Genomic DNA, 12,416 nt, shown 5'->3' on the forward strand with positions numbered 1-12,416 from the left:
TATCTCAGGGGATGGCGCGGTCATTTCCGGACACCTTCGCTGGGATAGAAATGGTAGGGATAGTCAGGGTGCCCAGGTGCTTTCGTTGTAACCAGCACCGTGACCTCATCGTTGGGAAAGAAGTGCACGGCGAGATGACCACGATCCTTGGCCGTATAGGGAGGCACATCCACCACCCGCGTCTTCCACGGGATCGGGTTGGCGTTACGGTCTTCCGTCCACTTCACCGTGACCGTCATGCCCGGCTGCCATTCCCCTGGTACCGAAATGCAACAGACAAACTTGCCGCCGCCGCTGTGCGGATAGATATTCGGGCCGGGATAGCCATTGACACTATATGCAGCGACATACTGATCCGTATAGTTGTAGCCCACCAAGTCCATAGCGGCAGCCCGATTTGCCATGGAACACGCGGCGCACAGCACGACAGCTAGCGGTGATAGACGAACGGAAATCTGTTTCCATCTGATGTTCATGCGAGCTCCGATCTCGGGCGTAACTGGCAACGTACGTTGCTACGATTCCAGCACCTTCAGGCACCGCATTGGCATGCGTGCGCCAGTAAGGACCGTCTCCGTGTGACGGCTTGGCGACCGTCGAGAACAACTTCGTACCTATCGGTCATTCCCTGGGTTTTCCTCCGGGAGCCGCACCAGATCGCTCTCGATGATGTGCGGCATGGCCGCCTGGATGTCGCGCGTGTTCTTCTGCACGGCAATCGCCCCGAAGAGCGCCAGGGCGAACGACATGCCATAGAAGCCCTTTTCGCTCAACGCCAAGTTGGCGTTGAATAGCCCGACACACAGCAAGAGGACAGCCAGCAGCACTGACACCCAGCTCAGGCCGTAGTAGATCGCCGTTACGGGAATGCCCTCGAGCTTGTCTCGTACGCTCTTTTGCACGGAGACGGCGGCAAACAGTCCGTAGACAAGCACCGTAAAGTAGTAGCCGCGCTCGTTCAGCTGCATTTCCGCGTTGAACAATCCAACAAGGAATGCGAGAAATCCTGCTAGCAAGGCGGCCCATGAGGACGCAACGAAGGCAAACGAAGGCTGTTGGGTAGTGTTTTTCATTTCACGTGTGTAAATGGGTTGGCGATACCGATGGATGCCGCACAGGCAAGTGCTACAACGTAATGGGGTGCCATCGCTAGCTTGAACATCTTCACGCCTTGAACGCATTGACCGCATTGACTGCCTCGATGGCTGCGGCGAGTTCCCCACGCGCCCAGCCCCGCTCCGCGATGAGTCGGAGGAGCTTCGGGTTCGTCAGGCCCTTGTGGTCGGTCTGTGTGTCAAAAATCCCCAGCGCAAGGATGTCCGGAAACGCGTCAATCTCCTGGGCGCGTGCAAACTCGCACACCGCCTTGATCTTCTCGAAGAATCCCGCCTTCGCCGTTGCCGGCAAGATCCCCGGCAACTGCCGGAACATGGCGTCGATGACCGAATCAGGTACGCCTCGCTCTAGCAGCTTGTTGAACTCCCGCCGCCCGAGCGCGAGCGGAAAGACAGGCGCGGCAATGGCATCCGCGACCGGAGCCTGCTCGAGCTGTCCTGCGCGATCGACGTACCACCATTCGCTTAGCTCATGGGTCAACGCCGCCCAGGACTCCTGACGGAGGACCTCCGGAAGCATCGGCAGCACCCGCGTGTCGGCAAAGCGCAGCAGCAGCTTCTGCCCATCCTCGGTCGAGACGCGCGCGCACTTCTGCCAATTCGGCTTGAGTTCGGCGGCATTCCTGGATGAGGCCACAATGCTGAACATTGGCCGCCCGGCGCAATGCCGTGCGAGGCCAAGAATCTGCTCCCTCAACACCTCGGCGCGCTCCACGATCAGCGGGATAAGAAGTGGGGAAACCTCGAGCATGGCGTCCAGCTCGTCGCAGGCATACAACGCTTCTGGCGAGCCGGGGTAATCGCGCCGGCCGCCATCGTGATCGAACGCACCATCAACGACCGCAGTCCAGTTTGCCTTGGGATTTGCCGAAACCAGCTCGATCAGCCTGGTGGAGACCTCGGCGAGGTTCAGTGGATCAACCGCGAAATACATGTATCCATCCCTCCCTAGACCGCAGCGAGCGCACTGCCCGACTTAAGTGCCTTGATGAAGCACTCGATGCAGAACGGCTTCGGTGTGACCGGCATCTGCATCGGCAAGCTCTGCTCTTCCGGCCAGGAGTGGTGCGCGGCGTGCGCGACGTATTTCCCCTCGGTCAGGTGCGTGATGCCGGCGGCCTCGTACTGGGTAAAGCTGCCGCCGCCACCGATCAGCAACTGCTTCTTTGCAATGACGCGAATGCTGTCCTCGGTGCTGATGATGCTGATGCCAAGCTTCGCAAGCAGTCCCATCGTGTCGTTCTGGGCCTGAATTTCAATGGGGCCACGGCTCGCGAACAGCTTGATGCCGAACTTGTGGGCACAGATGGAGACCAGCTCCCTGACGCTGGCGAGAAAGCTCTTCCCGACGTTGAGGGACATGTGCTCGCCCGTTGTCAGCGATGTGTGGAGCTTGCTGTGCAGATGCGTGCTTTCTTCAGCGGTGGCCGCGATGCCGGCGGCGCTCGACACCACAACGTGGGGAGACGTCAGTTCCCCGAGTGCCTCCCCGGATCCCTTGATGGCATCGTTCTGCTGCGCGATCGTCCTGGCGACGTCCTTCTGCTCTTCGTGCTGCGCCTGGGAGTTCGCCGACGCTTCCTCGAGGGCCTGGGCGATCTCCAGCGCGCCTTTGAGGCGGGCTATCGTCTCGCGCATATCCATGGCGTGGCTGCGGGCATTCATGCGTGCTTCGGTGCTGAGCAAGGCGCCCTTGGCGGAACGCAAGGCCATGTGGCCGTCGGTGCGAAGCTCGGCGCCCTCGCCGCGCTTGTCTTTTCTGCCTCCCGCATCGGGAATGCGGGTAATGTGGCCAACATTGAGCTGCGACAGCAAGTGGTCCGACGACAGCTGCGATTGAATCTCGCCCTGCGTGTCGTCCATCACCAGGTGGTTGTGCCGGCCACCGCCGATTTCCTTGGAGCGGAATCCAGACAGCGCGTGCCGGCCCGGCAAGTTCCAGGGCGGCATATTGAGCTGGTTCGGAACCCGCCCCACGATGATCGGCAGATCCGGATCGCCGTGCAGGAAGTCGACGATGACCTCCTGTCCGATACGGGGAATGTGGATGGCGCCGTACTGATCGCCGTGCCATGACGACGCGACGCGCACCCAGCAAGAGCTGTGCTCGTTGCGTTTGCCGTACATATCCCAATGCAGCTGGATTTTCACGCGACCGTACTGATCCGTCCACACTTCCTGAGATTCCGGCCCGACAACGGTTGCCGTTTGAGGCCCCGTTGTGCGGGGCTTTGGCTGCGTCCGGTCCGGGCGGAATGTTTCCGTGGTCGGCTGCACCTCGAACTCCACCGCGCAGCGCCAGCGCTGGCCCTGGCCGCTCTCCTCCGCGACTTCCTCGAGCATCAGCTTCGTCGCAAAGATCAGGTATTCACAGTTTGCCTTCTGCTCGGGATGCCGAGCCAGCGTGAACGTACAGCCCGGAACGACACCACGCAAGTTTCCCTTCCCATAGGCGAGACGGCCATGCTGACGCAACTCCTCCATGCGCATGCGGGCGGTCACATCTCCTTCCTGCCACGGGTCATTTCCGGTGGCGGGCTGCGCATGATCGCCGGGCCATTCATACATCTCCTGGTCGCGATGGCCCGTCTCGCGGGGCTGCTGCGTCTTTACCGTGAGGTCTGCTCTTGGCTTGACGAAGTCATAGTCGTTGGAGCGCCATTTCCCAGTCACCAGCTGGTCGACGACTGTGAAATCCGAGATATGCTCTTCATCCACGCGGTCCGCACTCGAATACCATTTGATCGTGTGATAGGCGCTGCTCGTGAATTTCCTGAACGCACCATTGCCGTCGGTCAGGATCAGACGGTGATGGCCCTCGCTATGCTCGAAGAACCAAGCGATGCCCCACTCCTCGGTGATGCGCTGGAAGAACTCGAAATCGGTCTCGCCATACTGGACCTGGTACTCTCGCCGCGGATACTGGACCAGGCTGAGCCGCTTTTCGACCGGAAAGTTGTAGTCCGCCAGCAGTTCATCGAGTATTTCGATGACGGTCTTCTGCTGGTAGGTCTTGTAGTCCATGGTCAGCGTGGCAAGCCAGAGCCACGGCCGCAGCACGAAGCGATAGACAAGGTGGCGGCCCTCCGGCGTCGGGCCAGACACGCGCGTCACCAGGCCGGTGATCTCGCGCTTGCCAGCGCCGAGCCGTCCCTCCAGACCGGCGCCTGCGCCATCCAGTTCGATCTCGATGGTCAGCTCGCGGCCTTCAAGGGCCTCCTTGTCGAGATTCGCGCCCGGCCCAAAGGCGAAGTTCTGATCGTCCGCCGTCTTGAGTTCCAGTTCGTATTCAAAGAGGTCGCAAAGCGCTTCCCTGCCACTGACGCGCACCACTGTCAGCGCCGGCTGCCCCAGTACCTCGGGAAGGCCGGGTCCTTTGACCGTGACGGTACGATGACTGCCGAATCCGGGGATGCTGAGGGACGAGACCATCTTCTTTCTCCTGTTGAAACGGGTACAACCGCTTTGAATACGAATCGCCTGTGACAACAATCGCCTGTGACAAACGAAAGTTGCCGTCCATCCGTCAGTGCCGTGAGCGGATGGACGGAGTCCGTCAAGCTTCCTTGTTGCCCTTGATGTCATAGCCGGCGGTCACGGCACCGCCGCTGCCGCCCTGGGCGTTTTGCACCACATACTCTTGCTTCACCTTGGAGAACGACAACGCCACCTTCTCGCGCATGCGCACTTCGTCGTCCACCGAACCCCTTGGACTCACCAAGGTGACGATCACATCGGTCATGGTGAGCTTCAGATACTCGAGCGGATTTCCACCGGCCTTGCGCACCACCAGAACGGCCTCGTTAATGTGCTTGCCCGTCAGGCAGTACTTCATCAGGTTGGGCGAGGCGCGATCGATGAAGTGCTCGAAGGTCATATCCGACACGGTCGCCTTGCCGGCACCGCCGCCGCTGCCTGCGTGCATGGTGGACTGCTGCTCGATGCTCCATTCCCAAGCCAGTACCTCGACCTCATTCTTGTGCGACGTGTCCTGCGACTCGCCGTCGATGCCATTGATCTTCAGGAAAATGTCCTGTGCCATTGCAAAGCTCCTTCACGTTAAGACAGGTACTTCAGACAAAAACCACAGCGGCTCCCCCGAGCCTGCCGGTCGCAGGCCCGTTCGGTAGAGTCCGTGGGGATTCGGTTTGGATTTGGCGGGTAAGCCTTAAGCCGCGTCCTTGACCGACGGCAGGCGGGCCACCAGGCGCAGCGACACCGTCAGGCCTTCGAGCTGGAAGTGCGGACGCAGGAAGAACTTGGCGCTGTAGTAGCCGGGGTTGCCTTCCATTTCCTCGACCACCACCTCGGCGGCGGCCAGCGGACGGCGGGCCTTGGTCTCCTGCGAGGAGTTGGCCGGATCCGCGTCCACGTAGTTCATGATCCATTCGTTAAGCCAGCGCTGCATATCCTCGCGCTCCTTGAAGGCACCGATCTTGTCGCGCACGATGCACTTCAGGTAATGCGCGAAGCGCGAGCAGGCAAACAGGTAAGGCAGGCGAGCCGACAAATTGGCATTGGCGGTTGCGTCGGCGTCGTAGTATTCGGCCGGCTTCTGCATGGACTGCGCGCCGATGAAGGCGGCATAGTCGGTGTTCTTGCGGTGCACCAGGGAAATGAATCCATTCTTCGACAGCTCGGCCTCGCGACGATCGGAGATCGCGATCTCCGTCGGGCACTTCATGTCGAGGCCGCCATCGTCGGTCGGGAAGGTATGGCACGGCAGGTTTTCCACGACACCGCCGCTTTCCACGCCGCGGATCAGCGTGCACCAGCCATAGAGCTTGAACGAGCGGTTGATGTTGACCGCCATCGCATAGGCCGCGTTGCTCCACACGTACTTGCGGTGATCGGCGCCATCGGTATCTTCCTCGAAATCGAATTCATCGACCGGGTTGGTCTTGATGCCATAGGGCAGGCGCGACAGGAAGCGCGGCATGGCCAGGCCCACATAGCGCGCGTCTTCCGAGTTGCGCAGGCCGTTCCACGGTGCATACTCCAGGTTCTGGAAGATCTTGGACAGATCTCGCGGGTTGGCCAGTTCCTGCCATGAATCCATCTGCAGCACGGACGGTGAGGCGCCGGCGATGAATGGTGCATGGGCGGCGGCCGAGATCTTGGCCAGCGACCCGAGCAGTTCCACGTCGGGCGGCGTGTGGTCAAAGTAATAGTCGGCGACCAGGCAGCCGTACGGCTCGCCACCGAGCTGGCCGTACTCCTCTTCATAGACGCGCTTGAAGAATGGGCTCTGATCCCAGCCGATGCCCTTGTAGCGGCGCAGAGTGCGGCGCAACTCCTCCTTCGACACGTCCATCACGCGGATGCGCAGCTTGTCGTCGGTCTCCGTGTTTGACACCAGGTGGTGCAAGCCGCGCCAGGCAGACTCCAGCTTCTGGAAGCTCTCGTGGTGCAAAATCAGATTGATTTGCTCCGAGAGCTTTTTGTCGATGGCGCCGATGATGGCCTCGATGCTCTTGTAAGCATCGTCGCTCATCGTGAACGCGCTGGCCAGCGCCTGTTCGGCCAGCGTCTTGACGGCCAGGTCGACCGCTTCGCGTGCCTGGTCGGTCTTGGGAGAGAACTCGCGGCTGATCAGCGCCGCAAAATCCGAATGCTCAGCCGTCGCGACGGCCTGTTGTTGTCTTCGTTGGGCGGAAACCATGGAATCCTTGCTTAATGAGGTTGTTCAGGTAGGCAAGCAGCCGAGCCAGTCAGGACTGCGGCGCCAGGGTGTCGCCGTGATTCGCCTCGGGCTTGGGTGCCTTGGCAAGCGACTGCAGCAGCGCCGGGTCTTGCAGCAATTGATTGATCAGCGATTCCGCCCCCGACTTGCCGTCCATGTAGGTCTGCAGATTGGCGAGCTGCGTGCGGGCTTCCAGTAGTTTCCGGAGGGCGTCGACCTTGCCGGCCACAGCCGCCGGCGAGAAGTCCTCGATGCTCTCGAACGTCATGTCAACCATGAGTTGCCCTTCGCCGGAAAGCGTATTGGACACGGCAAAGGCCACGCGAGGCTTCATGGCTTTCATCCGTTCATCGAAGTTGTCGATATCGATCTCCAGGAACTTGCGATCGGCTACCGGCGGCAGCGGCTCGGCCGGCTTGCCCGACAGGTCGGCCAACACGCCCATCACGAAGGGCAACTCGATGCGCTTCTCCGAGCCATAGACTTCGACGTCGTACTCGATCTGCACACGCGGCGCGCGATTGCGAGCGATAAATTTCTGCGAACTGTTCACAACAGACATGGTTCTCCCCAGCGGGTTACAAGGACGTGCCGCACGGCTCTAGGCCGCTTCGGCTTTGGGATACGCCGGCCCAACAGGGTCGTGGCCCGGACGGTATTCGGCGTGATAGGTCAGCTCGGGCGAGCCGCTGCCGCTGCCGGGCAGTCGGATGTCGATGGCAGCCAACGGGCGTTTCTCCGACAGGGCGGACAGCCACAGCCGCGCGAGTTGCGGCTGGATGACCTGCTCGATGAAGCCGATCAGCTGCCGCGCGCCGGTCTCGCCAACCGGGCATCGTTCGACAATGGCGTCGACCACGGCACTGCCATAGGTGAGCGCGATGCCATGCTGGTTGTGCATGCGTGCCACCACGCGATCCAGATGCACCCGCACAATCCGGCCGAGGTTCCTGGCCGCGAGCGGGAGGTAGGGCACCACCACCAGCCGGCCCAGGAATGCCGCCGGAAACACTTTACGAAGTTCCGGCATCAGGGCGTCCCGCAGGGCGGCCGGCTCGGGCATCAGCGCGGGGTCTTCGCAGAGGTTCGCCAGCAGATCGGAACCCGCATTGCTGGTCAGCAGCAAGATGGTGTTCTTGAAGTCGATATGGCGCCCTTCCCCGTCTTCCATGTAGCCCTTGTCGAAGACCTGGTAGAAGACTTCGTGCACATCGGCGTGAGCTTTCTCGACCTCGTCGAGCAGCACCACGCTGTGAGGGCGTCGGCGCACCGCTTCGGTCAATACGCCCCCCTCGCCATAGCCGACGTAGCCCGGCGGCGCACCCTTGAGGGTTGATACGGTGTGTGCCTCCTGGAACTCGGAGAGGTTGATCGTGATGAGGTTCTGCTCGCCGCCATAAAGGGCGTCCACCAGCGCCAGCGCGGTCTCTGTCTTGCCAACGCCCGAGGGGCCGACCAGCAGGAACACGCCCACCGGCTTGTTGGGATCGGTGAGTTGCGCGCGGGCGGTCTGGACGCGCTCGCCGAGCTGCTCCAGTGCATGGTCCTGGCCAATGACGCGGGCGCCGAGCGTGCATGGCAACTGCATCACGGCGGCAACCTCATCGGAGACCATGCGTCCCACGGGAATGCCCGTCCAATCCGCTACGATCGCGGCTACCACAGCCTCATCCACCTCGGTGTAGACAAGCGGCGTCCCTGCCTGCGCCGCCCGCAGGGACGCCTCTGCCTCCGACAGCGGCAGCGCCTCGCCGGGTTGCTCCCCATCTGCGCCCTGCTGGCCTTGCGCGATGGCATGCAACTGTGCTTGCCTGCGTGTCACCAGCTCCACGGCCAGGGTCCGCTCCTTTTCCCAGCGCGCCTCGGCCGCCGCCAGATCGGCCTTGATCTGGCCGTGCCGGACCTGCGCGCCAGCAGTCGCGCGCAGGTCCGGCTTGCCGAAGCCGCCCTCCTTGGCAAGCAGCGCGCACTCGGTCTCGGCCGCGGCCAATTGCTGGCGCAGGTGGTCCACGACCGCCGGCGGCGCATGCAGCGACAAAGCAACGCGCGCGCAGGCCGTATCGAGCAAGCTGATTGCCTTGTCGGGCAACTGTCTGGACGGAATGTAGCGATGCGACAATTTGACGGCGGCACGCACGGCCTCGTCGCGGATCCATACCTGGTGGTGCGCCTCGAAGGTGTCGACCAGCCCCCGCACCATCGAGACAGCCTTGGCCTCCTCCGGTTCCATGACCTGCAGAACCTGGAAGCGGCGCGTGAGCGCCGGGTCCTTCTCGATATGGCGCTTGTACTCGCTCCAGGTGGTGGCACCGATAGTGCGCAATGCCCCGCGGGCCAGCGCGGGCTTGAGCAGGTTGGCGGCGTCCCCCGTACCGGCATGCCCGCCAGCGCCAACCAGCGTGTGGACTTCGTCGACAAACAGAATCACTGGTTTGACAGACTTCGCGGCCTCCTCTAGCACCCCTTTCAGGCGCGCCTCGAATTCGCCTTTCATGCTGGCACCGGCCAGCAGCGCCCCCACGTCGAGACAGAGCAGCCGGATGTCTTTCAGGCTCGGTGGCACCTCGCCTGCTGCAATCGCCTGCGCCAACCCCTCGATGACGGCGGTCTTGCCAACCCCAGCCTCGCCGGTCAGCAATGGATTGTTCTGGCGGCGGCGCAGCAGGATATCCGTCATGGTTCGAATCTCGTGCTCGCGCCCGATCACGGGGTCAAGTCGGCCAGCGCGAGCCTCCTCGGTCATGTCCCGGCAGTATTGGCCCAACGCGGATTTGCCCGAGCCCGCGGGCGCCATCGCGCCACTGGCCTCACCCGGGGTGGCCGGTGCCAGCCCGCAATCGTCGTAGGCAGCTTCCCTGCTCTCCGGCGACTGCGCGACCAGTGCCGGGACCGACTCAACCAGGCCGTCAGCGTGCACGCGTGCGAACTGGCTGGATATCCCCAGGACCGTGCGGCGCAATTCGGGCGTCTTGAGCAGCGCAGTCAGCAAGTAGGCGCCACGCACCCGGTCATCGGCAAAAGCGAGCGTCGCGTACACCCAGGCTCGCTCGATCGCGGATTCAATCTGGAACGCGAAGTCGCTGATCGACGTGGCGCCAGCCGGCAGCGCCGCCAACGCCCGGGCCATGTCTGCTTCCAGTGCGGCCAAGTCGGCGCCCGCATGCCGCAGGATCCGTTGAAGGTCGCCATCAGGCGCCTGCAACAGCTGATGCAGCCAGTGCGCGAGTTCCACATATGGGTTGCCGCGCAGCTTGCAAAAGGCAGTGGCGCTTTCGATTGCCTGGAACAGGGTGGGATTGAGTCGGCCGAACAGCGCCTGACGCGAGATGTCCATTTGATGCCTTGCTCTGCTCTCTTCTGCATGGAGTGGCCTGCATGGGGTGGCTACGCAAAGCCCGAAGAGAATGTGAATTTAGTTCCTTTTTTAGAATATGAGCAAATCGCGTCACAGGTAAACACCTATTTTCCGAGAACGCTGGATTCCAACTCTTCACGGTCAGTCAATAGGACAAGTATTAAATTGAATTTCAAAATTCTTAACTCTCATCTGAATTCATAAGAAAATTCTTAACAATTAATTTACATTTTATTCGGTAACGATTTGCGATTATCATTCTGGCTCTTTGGATGGGGCTCCGGCCCGCCCGCCACCGAGGAGATGCAATGGACGAGCTGGAAAAGCTCTTGAACCTGTCGCCGTCGAGAACGTTCCGGTCGGGCATCGGTGACACCATGGGCGAAGTGTGGCCACGGCAGGCCGCTGAGGTGACGCCTCCGACCTCGGTGCCCGACCCGTTCGCCATGCTTCGTCCCGCCTGCATCGAACCAGAGCCCGCGCCGGCAGCGGGCGCGAAGCGCGATGATGTGCTCGACGCATTGGTGCAGGAAGGTGAGGCGGCCCTGCGCGATCCGAATTACGTGAGCCCGTTCAGCCAGTGCCTCACAAGCAGGTCCGCGCCTGCCATTGCAGTCGAGCAGCCGCTCGATGCCCTGGCCGCAGATGCCAGGGCAGACTCGTCGCTCCTGCATGGGCTTGCCGGCCGGCTACCGATCGACGCACTCATCGGCCCGCTTGGCAACCTTGAGGCATTGGAACTCCCCGCGGCATCCGCATCGAATGACGTGCTGTGGCTGTTCGCGGGAAATATCGTGCCGACGCGGCGCCGCGACGTCACCGCCGAGTTGACCCGGCGCGAACATCACCTTGTCTCGATGGATAGCGCCTATCGTCCGGCACCCGCATCGCCACAAACTTCACCTGCCGGAGAGCGCGGTCATGGCGGCCAATAACACGACGCGTGCCTTCGGTGCCATCGGTAGCGTTCTCGGCGAGGCCGGATCCATCGCGGACGCGCTGGCCGCAACAGAGGCTGGCGTGCGCAAGCAGCCCGGCAGCTTCGACGCGAGGTGGGGCCTCTTCCAATGGCTGTGCGTGGTCGGTGACTGGCCGCGCGCGCTCAGGCAGTTGCAGGTTGCCGCCCAGTTGGCACCGGACTTCGCACAGACCGCGCACGCTTATCGCGACCTGGTCCGGATGGAAGCGTTCCGCAAGGCGGTCTTCTCGGGAGCGCGCGAACCCGCTTACTTGCTGCCTGCGCCCGGGTGGCTCGAGCGGCTACACGTGGCGCTTGCCCTGGCCGAGGCCTGCGATATTTCCGGCGCGGACCGCAACCGGAATCTCGCGTTCTCCGATGTGTCGGACACGCCTGGGAGCCATGACGGGCAACCTTTCGCATGGATCACCGACACCGACACTCGCTTAGGCCCCACCTGCGAACTAGTCGTCGCCGGCCGCTACACCTGGCTGCCGTTTTCGCAGATGCGGACGTTGCACATGCGCGCCCCAGCGGGGCTGCTGGATCTGCTATGGCGACCGGCCACCGTGACCCTCGTCGACGGGTCCATCGCACGCGGCTTCATCCCGGTTCGGTATCCGGATTCGGAGCTTGGCCGCGACGCCATTCGCATGGCGCGAGAAACCACCTGGAGCGAAGCTGGCGAGACCGGGGTGATGGGCCTTGGTCAAAAAACCTGGATGACCGACGCCGGCGACGTCCCTCTGCTGGAGACTGCCATGCTGACTCTTGGTGGCATCCATGACTGACCGCCGCGCACCGCGCCGCCCACATGCGCACCTGCTGCCGACTTTGTTTGATCGTCTGCGCGACGAAGCCCCGCATCGGCAAACGGAACGCGCCGACGAGTACACCTTCACGCGCGCTCAGATGCGCGAGATCGTCCAGCGCGACCTGACCTATCTGCTCAACACGACCAATCGCGAAGATGAGATGGATCGCAATCGCTATCGGGCCGTGGCAAGTTCAACGCTCAACTACGGGGTTCCTGCCGTAGCGGGCACCTACCTGTCCGAGCACAAGTGGAGCGACATCGTCGACATCATCAAGCGCGCCATCCTTGATTTCGAACCACGGCTCATTCCAGGCACCTTGGCAGTAGCGCCGCTGGAGAAGGAGGATGCGCCACACCGCTACAACGTCCTGCTCTTCGAGATCCGCGGGCTGATCCACATGGATCCCTATCCAATGGCGTTCACCGCGCAGAGTTCACTCGATCTGGAAACCAGCCGGATCAGCGTCAAATCCATCCACGCCACCTGA

11 protein-coding genes are annotated in these 12,416 nt (G+C 62.2%); 3 read left to right on the forward strand and 8 right to left on the reverse strand.

The window, feature by feature from the left end; translation table 11 throughout:
• Positions 1-20: 20 nt before the first annotated feature.
• From AC1DS6_RS37995 to tssH, 8 genes are all read right to left on the reverse strand, one after another.
• On the reverse strand, positions 21-476 hold the full coding sequence (locus AC1DS6_RS37995; RefSeq protein WP_441631796.1) for a DUF3304 domain-containing protein: 456 nt from the start codon (positions 474-476) through the stop codon (positions 21-23).
• Between the two features lie 138 nt (positions 477-614).
• Positions 615-1,073, reverse strand: coding sequence for an inner membrane protein YiaA (gene yiaA / locus AC1DS6_RS38000; RefSeq protein WP_441631798.1), 459 nt, complete (start codon positions 1,071-1,073; stop codon positions 615-617).
• A gap of 91 nt (positions 1,074-1,164) precedes the next feature.
• Positions 1,165-2,049, reverse strand: coding sequence for a DUF4123 domain-containing protein (locus AC1DS6_RS38005; RefSeq protein WP_441631800.1), 885 nt, complete (start codon positions 2,047-2,049; stop codon positions 1,165-1,167).
• 14 nt (positions 2,050-2,063) lie between these two features.
• A complete protein-coding gene (locus AC1DS6_RS38010; protein WP_477104454.1) occupies positions 2,064-4,547 on the reverse strand; it encodes a type VI secretion system Vgr family protein in 2,484 nt (827 codons plus the stop codon).
• A 124-nt stretch (positions 4,548-4,671) separates the two neighbouring features.
• Positions 4,672-5,157: an Hcp family type VI secretion system effector gene (locus AC1DS6_RS38015; protein ID WP_441631804.1), complete on the reverse strand. Its 486-nt coding sequence runs from the start codon at positions 5,155-5,157 to the stop codon at positions 4,672-4,674.
• 126 nt (positions 5,158-5,283) lie between these two features.
• Entirely contained in the window at positions 5,284-6,777 is a 1,494-nt protein-coding gene (gene tssC, locus AC1DS6_RS38020) for a type VI secretion system contractile sheath large subunit (protein WP_477104455.1), read from the reverse strand.
• A gap of 49 nt (positions 6,778-6,826) precedes the next feature.
• Positions 6,827-7,360: a type VI secretion system contractile sheath small subunit gene (gene tssB, locus AC1DS6_RS38025; RefSeq protein WP_477104456.1), complete on the reverse strand. Its 534-nt coding sequence runs from the start codon at positions 7,358-7,360 to the stop codon at positions 6,827-6,829.
• Between the two features lie 39 nt (positions 7,361-7,399).
• On the reverse strand, positions 7,400-10,132 hold the full coding sequence (tssH, locus tag AC1DS6_RS38030) for a type VI secretion system ATPase TssH (protein WP_441631810.1): 2,733 nt from the start codon (positions 10,130-10,132) through the stop codon (positions 7,400-7,402).
• Positions 10,133-10,461: 329 nt separating this feature from the next.
• Here tssH and AC1DS6_RS38035 point away from each other — a divergent pair, with 329 nt between their 5' ends.
• Genes AC1DS6_RS38035 through tssE form a run of 3 tightly spaced genes read left to right on the forward strand, consistent with a single transcriptional unit; the run spans position 10,462 to position 12,416 of the window.
• On the forward strand, positions 10,462-11,088 hold the full coding sequence (locus AC1DS6_RS38035; RefSeq protein WP_441631812.1) for a TagK domain-containing protein: 627 nt from the start codon (positions 10,462-10,464) through the stop codon (positions 11,086-11,088).
• Complete coding sequence (locus AC1DS6_RS38040) at positions 11,075-11,902, forward strand: type VI secretion system accessory protein TagJ (protein ID WP_441631814.1); 828 nt, start codon at positions 11,075-11,077, stop codon at positions 11,900-11,902. The genes AC1DS6_RS38035 and AC1DS6_RS38040 overlap by 14 nt, the downstream gene beginning before the upstream one ends.
• Positions 11,895-12,416 carry a type VI secretion system baseplate subunit TssE gene (gene tssE / locus AC1DS6_RS38045; protein WP_441631816.1) on the forward strand — a complete coding sequence of 174 codons (522 nt, stop codon included), beginning with the start codon at positions 11,895-11,897 and terminating at the stop codon, positions 12,414-12,416. The genes AC1DS6_RS38040 and tssE overlap by 8 nt, the downstream gene beginning before the upstream one ends.

It is taken from the genome of Cupriavidus sp. 05L310, from assembly GCF_056398185.1.